19 protein-coding genes are annotated in these 20,767 nt (G+C 75.3%); 10 read left to right on the forward strand and 9 right to left on the reverse strand.

Features of this window, described 5'->3' with window-relative positions; genetic code table 11:
* The first annotated feature begins 22 nt into the window (after positions 1–22).
* From SM577_RS27830 to SM577_RS27850, 5 genes are read left to right on the forward strand one after another with little or no spacing between them, the layout of a single operon-like run.
* Entirely contained in the window at positions 23–1,213 is a 1,191-nt protein-coding gene (locus SM577_RS27830) for an acyl-CoA dehydrogenase family protein (RefSeq protein WP_474588367.1), read from the forward strand.
* Between the two features lie 13 nt (positions 1,214–1,226).
* Positions 1,227–1,487 carry an acyl carrier protein gene (locus SM577_RS27835; protein ID WP_088993403.1) on the forward strand — a complete coding sequence of 87 codons (261 nt, stop codon included), beginning with the start codon at positions 1,227–1,229 and terminating at the stop codon, positions 1,485–1,487.
* A 31-nt stretch (positions 1,488–1,518) separates the two neighbouring features.
* A complete protein-coding gene (locus tag SM577_RS27840) occupies positions 1,519–3,945 on the forward strand; it encodes an alpha-L-rhamnosidase-related protein (protein ID WP_474588368.1) in 2,427 nt (808 codons plus the stop codon).
* Positions 3,942–4,346, forward strand: a complete 405-nt coding sequence (locus SM577_RS27845; protein WP_474588369.1) for a hypothetical protein — start codon at positions 3,942–3,944, stop codon at positions 4,344–4,346. The genes SM577_RS27840 and SM577_RS27845 overlap by 4 nt, the downstream gene beginning before the upstream one ends.
* Positions 4,343–5,542 (forward strand): cytochrome P450, encoded by a 1,200-nt coding sequence (locus SM577_RS27850; RefSeq protein ID WP_302919884.1) that lies wholly within the window; start codon positions 4,343–4,345, stop codon positions 5,540–5,542. Before SM577_RS27845 ends, SM577_RS27850 begins: the two co-directional genes overlap by 4 nt.
* A 135-nt stretch (positions 5,543–5,677) precedes the next feature.
* Here SM577_RS27850 and SM577_RS27855 read toward each other — a convergent pair whose 3' ends face one another.
* The 3 genes from SM577_RS27855 to SM577_RS27865 form a co-directional block, all read right to left on the reverse strand.
* Positions 5,678–6,901, reverse strand: a complete 1,224-nt coding sequence (locus tag SM577_RS27855; protein WP_474588370.1) for a cytochrome P450 — start codon at positions 6,899–6,901, stop codon at positions 5,678–5,680.
* Between the two features lie 3 nt (positions 6,902–6,904).
* Entirely contained in the window at positions 6,905–8,110 is a 1,206-nt protein-coding gene (locus tag SM577_RS27860) for a cytochrome P450 (RefSeq protein WP_302919882.1), read from the reverse strand.
* Positions 8,111–8,259: 149 nt separating this feature from the next.
* The gene (locus SM577_RS27865; RefSeq protein WP_474588371.1) at positions 8,260–9,084 is read right to left on the reverse strand and encodes a thioesterase family protein; all 825 of its coding nucleotides are present in this window, start codon (positions 9,082–9,084) and stop codon (positions 8,260–8,262) included.
* 68 nt (positions 9,085–9,152) lie between these two features.
* On the opposite strand from SM577_RS27865, the gene SM577_RS27870 reads away from it, so the two are divergent.
* The 4 genes from SM577_RS27870 (at position 9,153) to SM577_RS27885 (ending at position 13,452) form a co-directional block, all read left to right on the forward strand.
* Positions 9,153–9,620, forward strand: a complete 468-nt coding sequence (locus SM577_RS27870) for a VOC family protein (RefSeq protein WP_474581017.1) — start codon at positions 9,153–9,155, stop codon at positions 9,618–9,620.
* Positions 9,617–10,756, forward strand: coding sequence for a class I SAM-dependent methyltransferase (locus SM577_RS27875; protein WP_474588372.1), 1,140 nt, complete (start codon positions 9,617–9,619; stop codon positions 10,754–10,756). The genes SM577_RS27870 and SM577_RS27875 overlap by 4 nt, the downstream gene beginning before the upstream one ends.
* Positions 10,757–10,874: 118 nt before the next feature.
* On the forward strand, positions 10,875–11,939 hold the full coding sequence (locus SM577_RS27880; protein WP_474581015.1) for a methyltransferase: 1,065 nt from the start codon (positions 10,875–10,877) through the stop codon (positions 11,937–11,939).
* A 4-nt stretch (positions 11,940–11,943) separates the two neighbouring features.
* Positions 11,944–13,452 carry an amidase gene (locus SM577_RS27885; protein ID WP_474588373.1) on the forward strand — a complete coding sequence of 503 codons (1,509 nt, stop codon included), beginning with the start codon at positions 11,944–11,946 and terminating at the stop codon, positions 13,450–13,452.
* On the opposite strand, the gene SM577_RS27890 is transcribed toward SM577_RS27885, so the two are convergent.
* From SM577_RS27890 to SM577_RS27910, 5 genes are all read right to left on the reverse strand, one after another.
* Positions 13,414–13,776 (reverse strand): MmcQ/YjbR family DNA-binding protein, encoded by a 363-nt coding sequence (locus tag SM577_RS27890; RefSeq protein ID WP_302919876.1) that lies wholly within the window; start codon positions 13,774–13,776, stop codon positions 13,414–13,416. The two genes, SM577_RS27885 and SM577_RS27890, sit on opposite strands and share 39 nt — an antisense overlap.
* A gap of 67 nt (positions 13,777–13,843) precedes the next feature.
* A complete protein-coding gene (locus tag SM577_RS27895) occupies positions 13,844–15,184 on the reverse strand; it encodes a condensation domain-containing protein (RefSeq protein WP_474588374.1) in 1,341 nt (446 codons plus the stop codon).
* Positions 15,181–16,605 carry an MFS transporter gene (locus tag SM577_RS27900; RefSeq protein WP_302919874.1) on the reverse strand — a complete coding sequence of 475 codons (1,425 nt, stop codon included), beginning with the start codon at positions 16,603–16,605 and terminating at the stop codon, positions 15,181–15,183. Before SM577_RS27900 ends, SM577_RS27895 begins: the two co-directional genes overlap by 4 nt.
* Before the next feature lie 49 nt (positions 16,606–16,654).
* Complete coding sequence (locus SM577_RS27905; RefSeq protein WP_302919873.1) at positions 16,655–17,134, reverse strand: PaaI family thioesterase; 480 nt, start codon at positions 17,132–17,134, stop codon at positions 16,655–16,657.
* Positions 17,131–18,729: a (2,3-dihydroxybenzoyl)adenylate synthase gene (locus tag SM577_RS27910; protein ID WP_474588375.1), complete on the reverse strand. Its 1,599-nt coding sequence runs from the start codon at positions 18,727–18,729 to the stop codon at positions 17,131–17,133. The genes SM577_RS27905 and SM577_RS27910 overlap by 4 nt, the downstream gene beginning before the upstream one ends.
* A 156-nt stretch (positions 18,730–18,885) precedes the next feature.
* Between SM577_RS27910 and SM577_RS27915 the strand changes: the two genes are divergently transcribed.
* Complete coding sequence (locus tag SM577_RS27915) at positions 18,886–20,190, forward strand: acyl-CoA dehydrogenase family protein (protein ID WP_474588376.1); 1,305 nt, start codon at positions 18,886–18,888, stop codon at positions 20,188–20,190.
* Here the strand turns inward: SM577_RS27915 and SM577_RS27920 are convergent.
* Positions 20,078–20,764, reverse strand: coding sequence for a GNAT family N-acetyltransferase (locus SM577_RS27920; protein WP_302919870.1), 687 nt, complete (start codon positions 20,762–20,764; stop codon positions 20,078–20,080). The genes SM577_RS27915 and SM577_RS27920 overlap by 113 nt on opposite strands.
* Positions 20,765–20,767: the final 3 nt, after the last annotated feature.

A 20,767-nucleotide genomic window follows, 5' to 3' on the forward strand; every position in this document is an offset into this window, starting at 1 on the left:
CTGCGTACACATTGGAGGTCCGATGAGCGTGACCGGTGAAGCGGCGCGGGACACCGCCCGCAGCGGCGCGGACGTCGTCAAGGCCGCCGAGCTGCTGGCGCCGGAGTTCGCCGAGCGGGCCGCCGAGGGCGAGCGGCTGGGCCAGCTGCCGGCGGACCTGTTCACCAAGGCGCAGGACGCCGGCCTGATCGACCTGATGCTGCCGCGCGCGCTCGGCGGGCTGGAACTGGACCCGCTCACCGTGGTGGAGGTGATCAGCACGATCTCCGCGGCGGACGGGTCGGCCGGGTTCACCATCCTGACCCTCAACGCCACCTGCTACGTCGCCTGGCTCGCCGAGGACGCCGCCCGCACCGTGCTGGCCGGCGAGCCGCGCGCGGTGGCCACCGTCTTCACCCCCCGGGGCAGCGCGGCCCCGCAGGACGACGGCAGCCTGCTGGTGACCGGGCGCTGGCCGTTCAACACCGGCTGCCGCAACGCCTCCTGGTTCTGCAACGGGGTGATGGTGCTCGACGGCGACAAGCCGGCCGTCGTGCCGCCCGGCCGGCCGGACTGGCGGCTGGTGTTCGCCCCCCGCGAAGAGTGCGGGATCCTCGACACCTGGGACGTCGCCGGGCTCAAGGGCACCGGCAGCAACGACACGGTGATGGAGCGGGTACGGGTCACGCCGGAGTTCACCGCCAACCCGATCTTCGAGCCGCCCCGGCACGACGGGCCGCTCTACCGGTGGTCGTTCTTCGCCCTGATGGGGGTGCAGTTCGCCGGGTTCCCGCTGGGCATCGCCCGCCGGGCGCTGGACGAGTTCGTCGCGCTCGCGCCGAAGAAGTCCCGGGGCAGCAAGCCGCTGGCGCAGGAGCAGTCGGTGCAGCTCGCCGTCGCCCGCTGCGAGGCGGACCTGCGTTCGGCGAAGGCCCTCGTCACCGACGTGATGGGCGCCGCCTGGGAACGCACGCTGCGCGGCGACGAGATGAGCATGGACGACCGGGTGGCGGTGCGGCTGGCCACCGGCCGGGCGATCCGGGCCGGCGTCGAGGTGGTCGACACGGTGTTCCGGCTCGCCGGCGGCGGCGCCCTCTACGGCAGCTCGCCGCTGCAACGGTGCTGGCGCGACATCAACGCCGGCAGTCACCACGGCTACTTCTCCGAGTACCACGAGACGCGGGTCGGGCGGGCGCTGCTCGGGGTGCCCGTGCCGGACCCCTGGATGATGTGAAGGGCGGTGGCCGATGAGCCAGTCGGATGCCAAGGTCAGCGAGGTCGAGGACCCGGCGGCGGTGGTGCAGTCCATCGTCGACGAGATCGCCGGCAGCCCGGTCTCGCCGGAGCTGAGCTTCTTCGACCTGGGGCTGGACTCGATCCAGCTGATGGACATCTGCAACCGGATCAACGACCGGTACGGGGAGGTGATCGACCTCTTCCTGCTGTTCGAGAGCCCGACCATCAACGAGTGCGCCGACATCGTCCGGGCGCACGGCCACGGCGCCTGATGCGCCACCGTCGCCGCCCGCCGGTGCGCCGATGAGCAGCGCGTGGACCGCCCAGTGGATCTGGTGCCACGACAGCGGCATCGACAAGCTCGGCGAGTTCTCCACCGACACCCGGATAGCGGCCGGCGCGCACGACCGCCGGGTGCTCTTCCGGCGCGTGTTCGACCTGCCGGGGCCGCCGGAGACCGCCCCGCTGCGGATCACCGCCGACTCCCGGTACGTGCTCTGGGTCAACGGCCGGGAACTGGCCCGGGGACCGGCCCGGTCACATCCGGCGCGGCTGCCGTACGACACCGTCGACGTCGGACCCGCCCTGGTCGCCGGCCGCAACGTGCTCTGCTGCCTGGTCCGCTTCTACGGCGAGCCGAACGCCCGGTGGATGCCGGCCGGGCCCACGTTCAGCCACGGCGCCGGCGGGCTGCTCGCCGAACTGGCGCTGCCCGACGGCCCGCTGGCCACCGACCGCGCCTGGCGCTACCGGATCGCCGACGCCTGGACCCCGCAGCGGCCGGAGGGCGTCGGCGGGACGGTGCCCGAGGTGCTCGACGGCCGCCGGCTCGACCCGGACTGGCTGGCCGTCGACGTCGACGACGCCGGGTGGCGGCCGGCTCGGGTGATCACCGCGCTGCACATCGGCGGCACCGCGCGGACCACCCCGCCGACCGACCCGTACGGACCGCTGCCGCCCGGCCCCGGCCCGGCCGCGCCCGCCGTGCCGCGGCCCGCGCCGAGGGCCCGGCTCCGGCTGGCCCCGCCGCCGGCCGGTGACGCCGGTCCGGCCCGGTACGTGGCCGACGCCGACGCGCAGGCCGGCCCGGTACGCGGCGAGCTGACCTTCCCGGTCGAGCTGGAGCTGACCGCCGGCACGGCGGCGGTGCTGACCGTCGACTGGGGACAGGTGGTGGCCGGCACGCTGGAACTGCGGCTGCACGCCCCGGCCGGCACCCGGCTGGACGCCCGGATGTGCGAGGAACTCGACGCCGACGGCCGGATCCCGGCGCACCACCACAGCCACGGGGTGCGCTACGTCGCCCGGGGCCACGCCGACCGGTTCGAGTCCGCCGACCCGGCCGGCGGCCGGTACGCGGTGCTGGTGCTCACCGGCGCCGGCCCGGTCCGCCTCGACGCGCCGGTGGTGCGCGAGCGCCTGCGCCCCCGCCCGCCGGGGGCGTACTTCACCTGCTCCGACGAGCTGCTCGACCGGATCCACCGCACCGGCCTGCGCACCGTCGACCTCAGCGCCCAGGACGCCTACCTGGACTGCCCGACCCGGGAGCAGCGGGCCTGGGTCGGCGACTCGGTGGTGCACCAGTCGGTCGACCTGCTCACCAACCCGGACTGGGGGCTGGCCCGCTGGCATCCCCGGCTCTGCGCCAGCCCCCGCCCGGACGGCATGCTGCCGATGGCGGTGGCCTGCGACTACGAGCACCGCGGCGGCACCTACATCCCGGACTGGTCGCTGCACTGGATCCGCTCCGTGCACAACCTCTACCGCTGGACCGGTGACCGGGACCTGGTGGCCGAACTGCTGCCGGTGGCGGAGCGGGTGCTGCGCTGGTTCGCCGACTTCACCCGCGACGGGTTGCTGCACGACGTGACCGGCTGGGTGCTGCTGGACTGGGCCAGCGTCCAGGGTTCGGGCGCCAGCGCGGTGCTCAACGGGCTCTGGGGGCGGGCGCTGCGCGACGTCGCGGAGATGTCGGCCTGGCTGGGCGACCAGGGCCGGGCCCGGTGGGCGGCGGCCCGGCACGCCGAGCTGGCGGCCGCGTACCCGGTCTTCTGGGACCAGGGGCGGGGCGCGTACCGCGACTGGCTGCGCGACGGCGTGCCGGCCCCGCAGGTCTCCGACCACGCGACCGCGGCGGCGGTGGTGGGCGGTCTGGTGCCGGCGGCGCTGCGCCCGGCCGCGCTGCGCTTCCTGCTGCGGCGCGCGGACCGGGTGTGCCGGGCCTGGTCCTTCCGCACCATGCCGCTGCGCACCGCGATGGGCCCGCCGCCACCGGACTGGGACGTGACCCGCGAGGTGGTCGAGGCGCAGCCGTTCTTCCGGTACGTGGTGCACGACGCGGTGGCCGAGCTCGGCGCCGCCGAGCAGGTGGCGGCGCTGTGCCGGGACTGGGCGCGGCTGTTCGAGCTGGGCGACGGCACCTGGCCGGAGACCTGGCTCGGCGGCTCGCACTGCCACGGCTGGTCGGCCACCCCGAGCCGCGACCTGCCGCTGTACACCCTGGGGGTCAGCCCGGACCTGCCCGGCTTCGCGCGGGCCCGGATCGCGCCCCGGCTGGGCGACCTGGCCTGGGCGCGCGGGGCGGTGCCCACGCCGCACGGGCTGATCGAGGTGGCGGTCACCGACCGGGTGGAGGTCACCTCGCCGGTGCCCTTCGTGCTCGACCTGGCCGGCCGGTGCGAGTCGCGCCCCGCCGGCAGCTTCAGCGCCGCGCTGGTGGGGGCGCGATGACCGGGCCCGAACCGGATCCCGCCGCGGTGCGCGACCTGCTCCGGCAGGCGTACGCGCTGGTCTGCGGCCGGCTGGACGGCGACATCGCGATCAACGCCGCGTTGCTGACCACGGTGGAGGCCGCGCTCGGGCTGGCCGAGCTGCGGGCGGACCGCGGCGCCGACCCCGGCCAGCGCAGCGAGCGGCTCAGCGAGGTCTACCGGTGCACCCGGGCGGCGGCGACAGCCGTCCGGTTCGCCGTGGTGGAGGCCGACGACCTCCGGCGGGTCCGCGCGGCGCGGCGGCCGGAGCCGCGCCCGGCGCCACCGGTGGAGGCCGCGCCGGCGACGTACGACGGCGGGAACGGGCGCCGCCCACGCGCCCGGCGGGAACAACCGGCGGTGGCCGGCGGGGAGGGATGATCACCATGCCCGGTGGCGAGCAGGTGGCGGAGCGGGTGAGCTTCGACCGGTCCGACCCGGCGTTCCTGCACGACCCGTATCCGACCTGGGCCCGGCTGCGCGACGCGGATCCGCTGCACCTGACCGCCGGCGGCACCTTCCTGGTGACCCGGTACGAGGACGTGACCGCGCTGCTGCGCGACCGCCGCTGCGGCCGGTCGGTGCCGCCCCGGCTGGTCCGCCGGGTGGCCGGCACCGGCCCCACCCTGACCTCGTTCCTGGCCAGCGTGCTCAACATGGAGGGGGAGCGGCACGGCCGGATCCGCCGGCTGATGCTCACCCCGTTCACGCCCCGGCCGGTGGCCGGGCAGCGGGAGCGGATCGGCGCCCTGGTCGACGGCCTGCTCGACCGGGCCGGCGACCGTTTCGACCTGATCGAGGCGGTCGCCGCCGACCTGCCCATCCTGCTCGTCTCCGACGTGCTCGGCCTGCCGCACGCCGACGCCGCCGAGCTGAAGCGGGGGATCGCCGCGCTGATCGACGCGTCCGCCGTCTTCCCGCCGCCGGAGGCGCTGGCCCGCAGCGACGAGGCGAACGCGTTCTTCGCCGACTACTTCGCCCGGATGGTGCGCCGGCCGGCGGCGGACGGCCTGCTGGCCGGGATGGCGGCGGCCTGGCGGGCCGGCCGGATCACCGTCGAGGAACTCTCCGCCAACGCCACCCTGCTGCTCTTCGCCGGCAACGAGACCACCACCAACAGCATCGGCAACGGGGTGCTGGCGCTGCTGAACCGTCCCGAGCTGCTCGACCGGCTGCGCCGCTCGCCCGGGCTGGTGCCGACGGTGGTCGACGAGCTGCTGCGCTACGACAGCCCGGTGCAGACCACCATCCGCTGGACCGAGGCGGCGATCGACCTGCCGTCCGGGCGGTTGCCGGCGCGCCGCTTCGTGGAGGTGTCGCTGGCCGCCGCCAACCGGGACCCCCGGGCGTTCGACCGGGCCGACGAGGTGGTGCCCGACCGGCAGCCGAACCCGCACCTGGCCTTCGGTCACGGCATGCACCTGTGCCTGGGCCTGCACCTCGCGCGGCTCGCCGGCGAGCTGGTGCTGAGCCGGCTGCTGACCCGCTACGCCACGGTGGAACTGGACGGGGAGCCGGTGCGCGCCGCGTCGCTGTGGAACCGCGGCCTGCACCGCCTGCCGCTGCGGGTGGGCTGACCCCGCCGGCGGCCCGAGCCGGTGCCGCCGGCGGCGCAGAGTCGGCATGGTGCCCGGTGGCCGGCCCGGGACCGGCGGACGTCGTCGCCGCGGCCGGGCGGACCCGGCGCGAGTCGCCGCCCGCGGCGGCGCGGTTCAGCCGAGGCGGACCGGGAGGCTGGTCAGGCCGCGCAGGGTGAAGCAGGGCACCCGGCGGCGGGCCGGCCCGGCGACGCTCATGCCGGGATACCGGCGGACCAGCGCGGCCAGCGCGGCGCCGACCTCGATGCGGGCCAGGGTGCCGCCGAGGCAGGAGTGCATGCCCCGGCCCAGCCCGAGGTTGCGCGGCGCCTCCGGGCGGCGCAGGTCGAGCCGGTCCGGGTCGGCGAAGACCCGCTCGTCCCGGTTCGCCGAGCCGAGCAGCAGCATCACCTGGCGGTGGGCCGGGATGTCCACCCCGTCGACGTGGTAGACGCCGGTGGTGACCCGGGTGGAGGTCTGCACCGGGCTGTCGTAGCGCAGCAGCTCCTCGACCGCGTTGGGCATCAGCTCCGGCGAGCGGCGCAGCAGGTCGAGCTGGTCCGGGTGCTCCAGCAGCGCGAGCATCCCGTTGGCGATCAGGCTGACCGTGTTGTGGTGCCCGACGATCAGCAGGAAGACCCCGTTGACCAGCAACTCGGCCAGGGACATGGTGCGGTCGTCGCGGCTGGCCGCCAGCCAGCGGCCGAGCAGGTTGCCGCCCGGCACGGTGTCGCGGCGGCGGACCAGCCGGGCGAAGTAGGCGCCCGCCTCCCGGGTCGCCTCCGCGGCCTGCTCGCGCTGGGCGTCGGTGAGCACCGCGTCCGGGTCGGAGGCCACCCCGAACTCGTGCGACCAGCGGCGCAGCAGCGGCTGGTCCGCCCGGGGGATGCCGAACAGCCGGGCGATGATGGCGACCGGGATCGGGTACGCCACGTCGTCCACCAGGTCGATGTCGGTGCGCCCCCGCGCCTCCAGCTCGTCGAGGACCTCGTCCACCGTCTCGGTGACCACCGGGCGGAGCGCGTCCACGGCGGCCGGGTGGAACTCCGGGGTGATCGCCGAGCGGATCCGCCGGTGGTCCGGCGGGTCCAGCGCGTTGAGCGGCAGCGGGAACCGGTTGTCCACGCCGCGCGCCCGGAAGTAGCGGTCGTAGTGCTCCAGCCGGGCGAAGTCGCAGCTGAGCGCCGGGTCCTTCAGGCCGCGCACCACGTCGGTGTAGCGGGGGACCACCCAGATGTCCGAGCCGGCGTGCATCGCCGGCGCGGTCTCGCGCAGCCGGCGCAGGAAGGGGTACGGGTCGGCGACGTACTCCGGGGTGCCGACCACCGACAGGAAGTCCTCGGTGGAGGTGACGGCCATCGGTCAGCCGATGCTGACCGGGAGCTTCGAGTAGCCCCGCTGGGCGGGCCGGTCCAGCCGGGTGGGTTCCTCCGCCAGGGCCAGGTCGGGCAGCCGGCGCAGCAGCCGGGGGAAGGCGACCCGGCCCTGCAGGCGGCCCAGCGCCTGGCCGAGGCAGATGTGCGCGCCGGCGCCGAAGGTCAGCGGGTGGTTGTTGGGCCGGTCGGGGTCGAAGCGGTCCGGGTCGGGGAAGCGGTTGGGGTCCCGGTTGGCCGCGCCGAGCATCATCTGCACGTGCTGGTTGGCCTTCACGTGCACCCCGGCGACGGTGACGTCCTCGGCCGCCCAGCGCAGCGTCCACTGGATCGGCGACTCCATCCGCAGGATCTCGTCGACGAAACCGGGCGCCAGCGACGGGTCCGCGCGCAGCCGCCGCGCCTGCTCGGGGTGGTCCAGCAGGATGACCAGCCCGCTGCCGAGCATGTTCGCCACCGTCTCCCAGCCGGCCATCAGCAGCAGCACCAGGTTGGCGATCAACTCGTCGTGGTCCAGCCCCTCGACCGCCGTGTCGTTCGCCTCCAGCAGCGCGGTGAGGAAGTCGTCGCGCGGCTCGGCGCGCCGCTGCGCCACCACCCGGTCGAAGTAGCGGGACAGCTCGTCGGTGGCGTGGTCGGCGCTGAACAGCGCCTCGCCGAACTGCATGTTCTGCACCTTCACCAGCTCGTCCCAGTGCGGGCGCAGCCACTCGCCGTCGGCGTCGGGCACCCCCATCAGGTCGCAGAAGATGCCCAGCGGCAGCGGGTAGGCGAAGGTCTCCATGAACTCGACCGACCCGCCCCGGCTCTCCAGCAGGGTGTCGATGAGCCGGTCCACCCGCTGCTCGATCTTCTCCTGCATGGCGGCCACCCGGCGGGCGGTGAACGCGGCCCCGAAGACCCGGCGGACCCGGGTGTGGTCCGGGGGGTTCACCGAGTGCAGCGAGTTCGCCATCATCCGCATCGACGGGTGCTCGCGCCAGTTGCGGACGTACCGGTCCAGCGACACGGTGCCGTCGAGCAGCAGCCGGGAGTCGCGCATCATCGCGTCGACGTGGTCGTACCCGACGATGATGTGGACCCGCCGGCCGAAGGGGATCACCGGTCCGTGGGCGTGCATCGCCGCGTACGCCGCGTACGGCTCGGCGCGGCCCTCCGGAGTGTTCAGCACCTTCAGCGCGCTCGCGATGTCCACGTCCTCCACCTCCGCACTCGGGGCATCCGGGTTGCAAGGTAGACCGAAGGCCGGGACGCGTTCGACTGTGCAACCTCGCCACTTGGACCCCGCCCGGCGGGGGCCTGACCCGCTCACCGGGCGCCGGCTGATCCGCCCGCCGGCGCCGGTCAGCTGCCCCGGGAGAACGCCGCCGGGCGGCTGAGCTGGTGCAGCAGCATCTGCTGCTGACCGGCGGCGATCAGCCGGCCGTCGTCCGACCAGACGGCGGCCGTGCCGCCGACGAAGCCGTGCGCGGCGGCGGTGCCCCGGGCGTCGACCAGCAGCCACTCGGCGTCCCCGGCGTCGCGGTGGAAGGTCACCGCCAGGTGCGTGGTGAGCGCCAGGGTGCGGTCCCGGTCCGGCATCAGCACCCGGATCGCGGGCCACTGGAGACTGTCCACCAGGATCAGCGCCCGGCAGGCGTCCAGCCACGGGTCGCCGAAGGCGGGCACCGGCCGGAACCGGGCCCAGGTCAGCTCGGGCGCCGGGCCGGGCACCACCCGCAGGGTGACGCTGTCGTGCCAGCGCGGCACCCACGCGCCGGCGGCGGAGAGCCGGTCCTTCAGGTCGGGCAGCCGGTCCGGGCCGGGCGCCGCCGGCATCCCGTGCCAGGCCACCGCGGGCCCGGCCGGATGCTCCGGGGTGGCCCACACCTGCGCCTCCAGCAGTTGGTCGCCGCCCTGGAACATCGCCACCCGCAGCGCGGTCGCCCGCTCGGTGACCCGCAGCACGGTGCCGGCCAGCTCCACCCGCCCGAACCGGGCGGGGGTCAGGAACTGGCAGGACATGCTCGCCGGCCGGTACCGGTCGGCCAGCCGCTGACCGGCCCGCAACGCAACCGCCGCCAGGTAGCCGCCGTTGGGCCCTACGAGCTGCCAGTCCGCGGAGAGGGTCGCGGCGAACCGCCCCGGCGCGACGGGTTCCACCTCGGTGTCGGACGCGAGATTGCCCACGATGTTCACCTCCGTGTGCGGCTGCTCACGCTAATGTGACTGTTCCACCGAGCGGAATCGAGGACGGCATGGACCGACAGCCGGTGCGGTACGTGGGTGTCAGCCCCTACCTGTACTACGAGGACGCGGCCGCGGCGTTGGACTGGCTCGCGCGCACCTTCGGCTTCGAGGAGCAGGTGCGCTGGGTCGATCCCGACGGCGCGGTCCAGGAGGCCGAGATCCGGGCGGGTGACACCGTCTTCCAGGTGTGCGGGTGCCCCGGGTTCTGGGCCGAGCGGGGCGTGGCCGGGCCGTTGGGCCAGGAGAACATCCTCTACGTCGACGACGTCGACGCCCACTGGGCCAACACCCGGGCGGCGGGCGCCGACCCGCAGCCGCCGGAGGACAAGCCATACGGGGTGCGCGCCTACGGCCTCAAGGACCCGGGCGGGCACTCGTGGGTGTTCTGGCAGCGGTTGACCGACACCGTCGAGTTGCAGCCGGGGTGGCGGGAGATCCGCGGCGGCCAGGTCACCCGGGAGGCCGTGGCGACATGACCCCGGCGGGCGGGGCGCACGCCCAGGCGCAGGCCCTCGGCGGGCGGCTGTTCCAGGCGAGCCTCGCGGCCGCCGAGCTGATGACCGTCTACCTGGGCGTCCGGCTGGGCCTCTACGAGGCGCTGGCGAAGGGGCCGGCCACCGCCGCCGAGTTCGCCGACCGGGCCGGCGTCGCCCCCCGGTACGCCACCGAGTGGCTGGAACAGCAGGCGGCGGCGGGGATCGTGACGGTCGACGACGTCACGGTCCCCGCCGACCGGCGCCGGTTCACCCTGCCGGAGGGGCACCGGCTGGCGCTCACCGACACCGGCGGTCCCTGGTCGGTCGCCCCGCTCAGCGTGCTGCCGGTCGGCGGCATCGCGCCCGCGCTGCCCCGGCTGGCCGAGGCGATGCGGGCCGGCACCGGGGTGCCCGCCGACGCGTACGGCGAGGCGCTGCGGGCGGCGCAGGCCGGGATGAACCGGTCGGTCTTCACCGACCAGCTCCCCGGCTGGCTGCGTACCGCCCTGCCCGACGTGCACCAGGCGCTGCGCCGCCCCGGCGCGGCGATCGCCGACGTGGGCTGCGGCACCGGCACCTCCACGCTGGTGCTGGCGCGCACCTACCCGCTGGCCCGGGTGCACGGCTTCGACCGGGACGCCGACGCGCTGGCGACCGCGCGGGCCGCGGTGCCGGCGGCGGCCGCCGAGCGGGTCCGGTTCTCCGTCGCCAACCTGGCCGCCGACGCCGTCGACCCCGCCGACCCCGCCGACGCCGTCGACCCCGCCGATCCCGCCGGGGCCGGACGGTTCGACCTGGTCTGCGTGCTCGACGCGCTGCACGACATGGCCCGCCCGGTGCAGGTGCTCGCCGCCTGCCGGGCCCTGCTGAAGCCGACCGGCGCAGTGCTGCTGATGGAGCCCCGGGCGGCCGAGCGGTTCACCGCGCCGGCCGACGAGACGGAACGCTTCATCTACACCGTCAGCCTGCTGCACTGCCTGCCGCAGAGCCTGGTGGACGAGGGGTCGGTGGGCACCGGCGCGGTGCTGCGCCCCGAGACGGTACGCCGGCACGCCACCGCGGCCGGCTTCGCCCGGGTCACGGTGCTCGACGTGGGGCACCGGTTCCACCGGCTCTACCGGCTCGACATCGACTGAGGACGGTCAACTGCGCGCTGTGCTCGCGGTTGTGCCCCCGCGCCGATCCCAGCATGGTGCTCAGGGAGAAGTGTCGTCGGCCAATGGATGAGTGAGGTCCGCGGTGTCAGAGACGGTCGTGAGTACCCGGCAGCCAGCCCAGACCAGTTCGATCGGGAGCATCCGCAGCCAGCAGAACTCGCAGTTCGGGCTGGAGAGCGTGGCGAACCTCGTCACCCCGTACGCGGTGCGGGTCGCCGCGACGCTGCGCCTGGCCGACCACATCACCGACGGTGCGACCGACGTGCCGACGCTGGCCCAGCGCTGCGGCGCGAACCCGAAGGCGCTGCGCCGCCTGCTGGTGCACCTGGCGAGCTACGACGTGTTCACCGAGCGGCCCGACGGCGGCTACGACGTCGGCCCGGTGGGGCAGCAGCTGCGCAGCGACCACCCGATGAGCATGCGGGTGCTGCTCGACCTGGACTCGTTCAGCGGCAAGGCCGACCTGTCCCTGTCCGGCCTGCTGGAGTCGGTCCGCACCGGAGAGCCGGTCTACCCGGCCCAGCACGGCAAGCCGTACTGGGAGGACCTGGTCTCCTCGCCGGCGATGGGGGACAGCTTCGAGACGGCGCTGGACACCATCGTCAACTTCTCCTCGCGTTCCCTGCTGCGCGGCTACGACTGGTCGACGGTGAAGCGGATCGTGGACGTCGGCGGCGGCAGCGGCGCCCCGCTGATCCGGCTGCTGAAGAAGTACGAGCACCTCCAGGCGACGCTGGTCGACTTCCCGCAGATGATCGAGCGCGCCCGGCGCAACTTCGAGGCGGCCGGGGTGGCCGACCGGGCCTCGGTGACCCCCGGCAGCTACTTCGACCCGCTGCCGCCGGGCGCGGACGCGTACCTGCTCTCCGAGGTGGTCGACCAGGAGTCCGAGGAGAACGCGGTGCGGATCCTGCGCCGCTGCGCCGAGGCCGCCGGCGACACCGGCAGGGTGATGCTGCTCCAGACCCCGGTGACCAAGTCCAACCGGGCCGTGATGACCGCCCTCGACCTGCGGATGCTCACCAGCGTCGGCGGGCAGGAGCTGAGCGTGGAGCAGTACCGCGAGCTGTTCGCCAAGGCCGGGCTGAAGCTCGACACCACGTACCCGGCCAGCAACATCACCACCTTCTCGGTGATGCTCTTCGTCTGCTCCGCCGCCTGAGCCGATGGTCGCCCTGGCGACCGCCACCGGCGCCCGGCTGGTCGCGGCGCTCGCCGCCGGGGAGGTCGGCAGCGCCGAGCTGCTGGAGGCGTGCCTGGCGCGGGTGGCGGCGTACAACGACGGGTTGAACGCGGTGGTCGCGACGGACCTGGACCGGGCCCGCGCCGAGGCCCGGGCCGCGGACGACGCCCGCGCCCGGGGCCGGCCGCTCGGCCCGCTGCACGGGCTGCCGATGACGGTCAAGGACGTCTTCGAGACCGCCGGCCTGCGCACCACGGCGGGTGCCGCGGAGCTGGGCGAGCACGTGCCCGCGCGGGACGCCGACGCGGTGGCCCGGCTGCGCGCCGCCGGGGCGATCGTCTACGGCAAGACCAACGTGCCCCGCTACGCGGGCGACTTCCAGACCTGGAACGAGCGGTACGGGCTGACCGTGAACCCGTGGCGGCCGGACCGGACCGCCGGCGGCTCGTCCGGCGGCTCGGCCGTCGCGGTGGCCGCCGGGATGAGCCCGATCGAGCTGGGCAGCGACATCGCCGGTTCGATCCGGGCGCCGGCCCACTACTGCGGGGTCTTCGGTCACCTGCCGAGCTGGGGCGCGGTGCCCGGGCGGGGGCACCTGCCGCCGCCGCCGGGCGCGCTGGCCGTCCCCGAGCTGGGCACCGCCGGCCCGCTCGGCCGCGGCGCCGACGACCTGGAGCTCGCCCTCGACGTGCTGGTCGGCGCCGACCTGGCCGGGGTGCCCGGCGGCCGGCTGCCGGCCAACCGGCTGCGCGAGCTGCGCGGCTGCCGGGTCGGGCTCTGGCTGGACAGCCCGCTGGCCCGCACCGACCGGGAGCTGCTGGGGATCCTGCGCGGGCTGGCCGACCGGCTCGCCGACGCCGGCGCCGTGCTGGTCGAGCGGCTGCGCCCGCCCCGGCCGTTCTACGAGATGCACGAGGTGTACGTGCGGCTGCTCGTCGGCGTGCTGTCGGCGCACTTCACCCCGGACGAGTACGGGCAGTTGCTCGCCGTCGGGGCGGACGACCCGCTGGCCCGGGCACTGAACCAGTCCTACCGGGACTGGGTCGCCGCCCAGGAGCGGCGGGCCCGGATCGAGGCGGCCTGGCCGGCGGTGTTCGACCAGGTCGACGTGGTGCTCACCCCGGTGACCCCGCTGCCGGCGTTCCCGCACGACGTGCGGCGCCCCGCCCCGGAGCGGATGCTGGAGATCGACGGCCGGTCGGTGCCGTACTTCGTGCACATGGTCTGGACCAACCTGGCCAGCCTGGCCCGGCTGCCGGCCACCGTGGTGCCGGTCGGGCGCACCGCCGCCGGCCTGCCGGTGGGGGCGCAGGTCATCGGGGCGCGCTGGGACGACCGCTCCACCATCGGCTTCGCCCGGCTGGTGGAACGGCTCACCGGCGGCTTCGTCGCCCCGCCGCTGCCCGCCGCCACCGATCCGCCGGCGGACACCCGGCCGGCGTCGCCCGCGACGTCACTCGACCTCGGCCGCGAGGCGCTTCGGCGCGGTTAGCCGGTACGCCTCCCGGACCAGCTCGCCCACCTCGTCCCAGTCCAGCCCGGGCGCCTCCAGGTCCACCCCCACCCAGCCCCGCGCGCCCAGGTAGCTCGGCACGTGGAACCGGACCGGGTCGGCGCCGACCAGCGCCTGCTGCGCCCCGGGCGCCGCCTTGACGTGCAGCACCACCCGGCCGTCGCCGTGGTGGTCGTCGAGGAACCACAGGAAGGTCTTCTTCCGCACCCGGTAGCCGACGTGCGGGCCCTCGCCGTCGGCGGTCACCTCGGGCAGCGCGGTGGCGATCGCGCGCACCCGCTCGCGCAGCCCGCCGCCGGTCACGACGCGACCCGCTCGGCGGCCGCGACCCGGCCGGATCCGGCGGTCGCGACCCGGCCCGTGCCGGCGGTCACGACGCGGCCCGCCCGGCGGGGCGGAGCTGGCCGAGCAGCGCCGGCAGCGACCGGCCCGGGTCGGCCAGCACGGCCCGGGCGGTGGCCGCGAAGTCGGCCAGGAAACGCTCGACCCACTCCGGCGCGAACTGGTTGCGGGCGTACGAGAGCCGCGCCTCGATCCGGTCGCCGCGCGGGATGACGGTGAGGTTCAACCCGAACCGGCTCAGCGCCTGCGGCGGCCGGAAGGTGCCGACCTCCAGCCCGGAGGGGAGCCTGGCCGCCTCCCACGCCTCGGGGCTGCGGTCGGGCAGCATCTGGAACACCACGTCGTTGAGCCGGCCGGGCGAGTGCACCAGCGACGGCAGCGAGAGCATCTGCGCCGGCACCGCCTGGTGGACCACCGCGTCCAGCACCGTGCGGCGGGTCTCGGCGAGCAGGTCGCGGAACGACCCGGCGGGCGCGACGGTGGTGCGCAGGGCCAGCATGGTGGCCAGGAAGCCGACGGTGTGCTGCAACTCCCGGCGGGTGCGGTTGGCGAAGAACGAGGCGACGGTGAGGTCGGCCTGCCCGGTCCGCGAGTGCAGCAGCAGGTAGTACAGGGCCAGGAAGACCGAGAAGAGCGTGGTGCGCTCGGCCCGGGCCAGCTCGCGCAGCCCGTCGCCGACCGGGCCGGGCAGTTCGGCCACGGCCAGCGCCGGATCCGGCCGCGCCAGGTCCACGACGTCGGCGCGGCCGGGCAGCACCGGCAGCCGTACCCCGGCCAGCCGCGCCTGCCACCACTCCTGGTGGCGGCGCAGCACGCCGTCGTCGGCCGCGGCCCGCTCCCAGCGGCAGAAGTCGAGATACTGCCAGTCGACCGGGCGCAGCGCCGGGTCCGTCCCGGGCGCCGCGCCGAGCAGCCGCACCACGTCGTCCACCACCACCCCGCAGGACCACGCGTCGGAGATCAGGTGGTGCATGTTCACGCACCAGACGGCGTCGTGGTCGCCGAGGCGCCAGAGCGTGAACCGGGCCGGCGTGCTGTCGACCGGGATCGGCGCGGTCAGCTCGGCGCGCAGCTGCCGGGTCAGCTCGGCCTCCGCCCCGGCCGGCAGGGCCACCGTGCGGACCGGGGCGGGCATCCGGTCGTGCACCCGCTGCACCAGCTCGCGGCCCTGCCGCACCAGGGTGGTGCGCAGCGACCCGTGCCGGGCGGTGAGCAGCTCCGCCGCCGCCCGGACCCGCCCGGTGTCCAGGTCGCCCCGGATCCGGAACAGGGCCGGGCAGCTGACCGACGAGGACTCGGAGCGGTAGTGCTCGAGGAACCAGACCAGCCGCTGCCCGATCGACGCGGGCGCCTCGTCGGTCACCGTCATGGCGTGCCCGCGCCCTCCGGGAGGGCCCGGGGCGCGGTGAACGCCGCCACCCCGGCGAGCAGCACCACCCCGGCGGCCAGCAGCATCGCGTTGGTGTAGCCGGTGGCGGCGGTGGCGAACGACGCGGCGAAGGTGGCCAGCACCGCCACGCCCAGCGCGCCGCCGAACTGGTTGGCGGTGTTGACCAGGCCGGAGGCCAGGCCGGAGCGTTCCTCGGCGACGCCGGCGGTCGCGGTGCTGGTGGCCGGGACGAAGATGGCGCCGATGCCGAGCCCCATCAGGATCGTCGGCACCAGGACGTGGACCGGGTAGCTGCCGTCGTCGGGGGCGAGTGACAGCCAGACCTGCCCGGCCGCGGCGATCACCGCGCCGGCCAGCATCGGCGGCCGGGGACCGACCTTGGGCAGCAGCATGCTGCCGGCGAACGAACCCATCACGATGCTGAACGACAGCGGCAGGAAAGCCAGCCCGGCCTGCAACGGACTGAACCCGTAGACGTCCTGGAGGAAGAGCCCGAGCAGGTAGTACATCGGCAGGCTGGCGGCGTTGGCCAGGAACGCCACCGCGTTGCCGGAGGACACGGTGCGCAGCCGGAAGATGTCCAGCGGCACGATCGGGGTACGTACCCGCCGCTCGATCGCGACGAAGGCGACCAGCAGCGCGACGCCGGCCAGCAGCGGCACCAGGGTGCGCGGCGAGCCCCAGCCGTAGCTGCTGGTGGACGCCGCGCCGAGCACGACGAGCAGCAGGCCGGCGGTGACCGCCGTGGCGCCGGCCAGGTCGAACCCGGGTCGCTGCGCCGGCCGGCGGGTCTCCCGCAGGCCGACCAGCGTGCCGGCGAGCAGGAGCAGCCCGACCGGCACGTTGATCCAGAGCACCCAGCGCCAGTCGAGCAGGTCGGTGAGCAGCCCGCCGATCAGCGAGCCGAGGGCCGCGCCGACCACGCCCGCGGTGATCCAGGCGCCGATCGCGCCGGCCCGCTGCTTCGGGTCGGTGAAGTAGGTGGTGAGGATGGCCAGTGTGGTGGGCGCGATGATGGCCGCGCCGACGCCCTGCCCGGCGCGGGCCGCCACCAGCCAGGCGCCGTTCATCGCCAGCCCGCCGAGCAGCGAGGCCGCGATGAACACCACGAGCCCGACGACCAGCATCCGGCGGATGCCGAACATGTCGGCGGCCCGGCCCCCGAGCAGCAGGAAGCCGCCGAACGCGAGCAGGTAGGCGTTGACCACCCACTGCAGACCGAGGTCGCTGAGACCGAGGTCGTTGCGGATGGTGAACAGCGCGACGTTGACGATCGAGGCGTCGAGCAGTTCGGTGAAGGAGGCGCCGCAGGCGATGAGGAGCACGAGCCAGGCGCCGCGGGCCCGCAGCGGCGGGGTGGGCGGGGCGGAAACCGTGCTGGTCGATTCGTCAGTCGTCACCGGGCTCCTCCGAGGACAGTGCGGACAATCGCCATCCGTGTCGGATGGCTCACGGTAGGTTACTCGACGTCCCCTGCGGACGGCCGACCCGCGCGCGCAGCCGCGCCGCGGTCTTCTCCGAGATCACCCGGAACGTGGCGGTGGCGGTGGCGAGCACCTCGGTGTCGGCCCGGAACACCGCAGACGCGCTCACGTCCGCCCCGGTGACCTCGCCGATCTCCGCCCGGGCCAGGTACGGCACGTCGACCCGCAGCGGCCGGTGGAAGTCGGTGGAGCTGGCCAGCGTGATCGCGATCCGGCCGGTGGTGGTGACCACCGCCCAGGCCATCGCCTCGGCCAGCACGGCCATCGCGAGGCCGGAGTGGACGTACGTCGGGGCGCCGCAGTGCAGCTCGTCGAAGCGCACGGTCGCCTCGACGTGGCCGTCCGCGTCGTCGTACCAGAGCGGGACCGCCAGGCCGCGCGGATTGCCCGGCGCGCAGACGAAACACCGGGATCCCGGCGCCTCCCGCAGCCGTCGCAGCGTCATCCCCGGGCCCCGGCCCCGAGCTCGCGCAGCAGCCGCTTGTCGACCTTCCCGACGCTGGTGCGCGGCAGCTCGTCCACCACCTCCAGCCGGTCCGGCAGCTTGTAGCCGGCCAGCCCGCGTCCGGTGAGGAAGGCGCGCAGCTCGTCGAGCCCGACCGGCTCGCCGCGCGGCACCAGGTAGACGCAGATCTTCTCGCCGAGGGTGGGGTCCGGCACCGCCACCGCCGCGCAGGCCCGCACCGCCGGGTGGGCGCCGACGTGGTCCTCCAGTTCGGCGGCGCCGATCTTCTCGCCGCCGCGGTTGATCACGTCCTTGATCCGGCCGCGGACGGCGAGGTTCCCGTCCTCGGTGATCCGGACCAGGTCGCCGGTGCGCAGGAAGCCGTCGGGCGTGAACGCCTCGGCGTTGTACGCCGGCGCCCGGTAGTAGCCGCGCAGCGTGCACGGGCCCCGGACGAGCAGCTCGCCGACCTCCCCGGGCGGCACGTCCACGCCGTCGGCGTCGACCACCCGGTACTCGTCGGCGGCGGCCAGCGGCCGGCCCTGGGTGTGCGCCACCACGTCCGGCGGGTCGGTGAGCCGGGTGTAGCTGAGCACTCCCTCGGCCATCCCGAACCAGTGGGTGAGCCGGCAGCCCGCCGTCATCACCCGGTACGCCACCTCGGGTTGCAGGTTCGCGCCGCCGACCTGGAGCAGCACCGGCCGCAGGTCCACCTCCAGCAGGGGGGCCAGGTCCACCCAGACCGGCAGCAGCGGCGGCATCAGCGTGGTGAAGGTGACGCCCTCGGCGGTGATCAGCCCGAACGCGTCGTCCGGGCTCGGCGTCGGGCTGAGCACCACGGTGCCGCCGACGGCCAGGGTGCCGAGCACCCCGGGGCAGCCCAGCGCCGCGTTGTGTGCCGCCGGCAACGCCGCCAGGTAGACCGAGCGCTCGTCCACGCCCAGCGCCTCGGCGCAGGCCCGCAGCTGGAAGGCGTAGTCGTCGTGGGTGCGGGGGATCAGCTTCGGCAGGCCGGTGGTGCCCCCGGAGAGCAGGAAGAAGGCGATGTCGCCGGGCGCCGGCCCGGGTAGCGCCACCGGCTCGGCGTCCACCTCGGACAGCGCCCGGAACTCGCCGGGCTCGCCGACGATCAGCACGTGCTCCAGGACCGGGTTCGCGGCGCGCAGCTCGGCGGCCAGCGGCCGGTAGTCGAAGCCGGCGAACCGGTCCGGCGCCACGTAGGCGCGGGCGCCGGTCAGCTCGGCCAGGTGGCCCAGCTCGGCCATCCGGTGCGGCGCCAGCGCGTACACCGGCAGCGCGCCGAGCCGGAACAGGGCGAGGGAGAGCTGCACCAGCTCGGCGACGTTGGGCAGCTGCACCAGGACCCGGTCGCCGCGGCGGATGCCGAGCGCCGCCAGGCCGGCCGCCGTGCGGTCGGCCCGCCGGTCCAGCTCCGCGTGGCTCCACCGCCGCTCGCCGTGCACCAGCGCGGTCCGGTCCCGGTCGGGCACCCGCCGTCCGATGGCGCCGAGAGTCTCGCCCCGCCAGTAACCCTCCGCCCGGTAGCGCCGGGCGAACTCCGCCGGCCAGGGCACGAAACCGTCCTGTGCGTCCACGCCCCGCACTATCGGCGGCGGCGCTCGGGGCGGCAAGGGTGGTCATTGCGCGGCGACCGGACGCGGCCGTGGGCGGCAACGGCGCTCGTTGCGCCGCCCGGCGGGCGCTCCGTAGGGTCCGACTCGCCCGCGTCCCCGAGTCGATGGAGGTACGCCATGACCCGACAGTTGTCGGCGAGGACCCCGGCCGGCGCCCGGATGGTCGAGCTGGCCGAGGAGCACGCGGCCGACTTCGCCACCCGGGCCGCCCGGTACGACGCGGAGAACACCTTCGTCCGGGAGAACTTCGCCGCGATGCGGGCCAGCGGTTTCCTCGCCGCCACCGCGCCGGCCGAGGCCGGCGGGCTCGGCGTCGACTCGCTGCACGACCTGACGGTGGCGGTGTCCCGGCTGGCCCGGGGCTGCCCGGCCACCGCCATCGCCGCCAACATGCACCTCGGCTTCACCTTCGACATCAGCCGCACCCTGCGCCGCTCCGCGGACGACGGCCCGTTCACCGCCCAGCTGCGCATCCTGGTCAAGCTGCTGGGCCGGGGCCGGCTGGTGATGTCGCACGCCGGCACCGAGCCGGGCGGGGCGTTCTCCTTCCCGACCACCGAGGCCCGGCCGGCCGACGGCGGTTACCTGATCAGCGGGCACAAGACCTTCGCCACCAACTCGGCGGTCGCCGACGCGTTCACCGTCTTCGTCCGGGTGCCCGACGGCGCCGGCTGGTACCGGATGGGCAGCGCGGTGATCCGGCGCAACACGCCCGGGCTGACCGTGCTGGACAACTGGGACGCGGTCGGGATGCGCGGCTCGGGCAGCAACGACGTGGTGCTCAGCGACTGCTTCGTGCCGGCCGACATGGTGCAGTTGGGCGGCCGGGTGGGCGAGCCGACCACGGCGATGTGGCCGGGGCTGGTCGCGGTGAACTTCCCGCTGGTCGGGGCGTACCTGGGCATCGCCGAGGCGGCGCACGAGCTGACCGTGACGGCCGCCCGGACCCGCAAGCGCAAGCCGTACGACCACCTGCTGGCCGAGCGCCCGGCGGTGCAGGTGCAGCTCGCCGAGATGGAGGTGGCGCTGGCCACCGCCCGGGCCGCGCTGGGCCGCACCTGCGAGGCGATGGACGAGTTCCTGGCGCTGCCCGAGGACGAGCTGACCATGGACGCGGTGCACCGGGCGGTGATGGATTACCAGTGCACCAAGCTCATCGTCAACCGGGCCGCGACGGAGGTGGTCGACCAGGCGATGACAGTGGTCGGCGGCGGGTCGTACCTGACCGGGCACCCGCTCGGCCGGCTCTACCGGGACGTGCGGGCCGGCGGGTTCATGCAGCCCTATTCGCCGATCGAGGCCCGGGAGTTCATCGGCCGGGTGTCGCTGGGGCTGGATCCGTTCGCCGAGCTGCGGACGCTGGTGCCGGCGCCGCTGGACGCGACGCCGGCCGGCGCAGGAACCACAGCGGAATCCCGATGACCCGCACGGTGCGGACCGCCCGCCAACCCAGCGCCCGGTAGAACCGGACGTTGGCCTCGGTGTCGGTCTCGCACCACCCGTCGTGCCCGTCGGCGTCCAGCGCGGCGGTCAGCTCGCGCACCAGCCGGGCGCCGACGCCCCGGCCCTGGAACCCGGGCTCGACCGCCACCGGCCCCAGGTGCCAGTGCGGCTCCGGCAGGTCGTTGACCGCGTACGTGGCCTGCACGTAGTCGGCGCGGCCCGGGTCGCCGGGCGGCGGCTCCGGTCCGCTCGCCACCTCGGCGGCGCGCGGGCCGTAGGTGCTGCCGACGCAGGCGCCCGGCGGGGTGGCCCCGGCGACGCCGACCAGGCAGCCGCGGTGGAAGGCGCCGACCGCCGGGCCCGGCGGCCGGTGGAAGAAGGCGGTCCAGATCGGCTGCATGTGCGCCAGCCGGTCGAACGGGTCGCCACCGCACATCGCCAGCGTGGTGGGGTTGTCGCGCATCGCCCGGGCGACCAGTCCGCCGGCCAGCCGGCGCTCGTCGGGGCGCAGGGCACGGACCTCCAGCCGGGGCGGGTCGCCGTGGTCAGCCATGTC

Source organism: Micromonospora desertarenae, assembly GCF_056150265.1.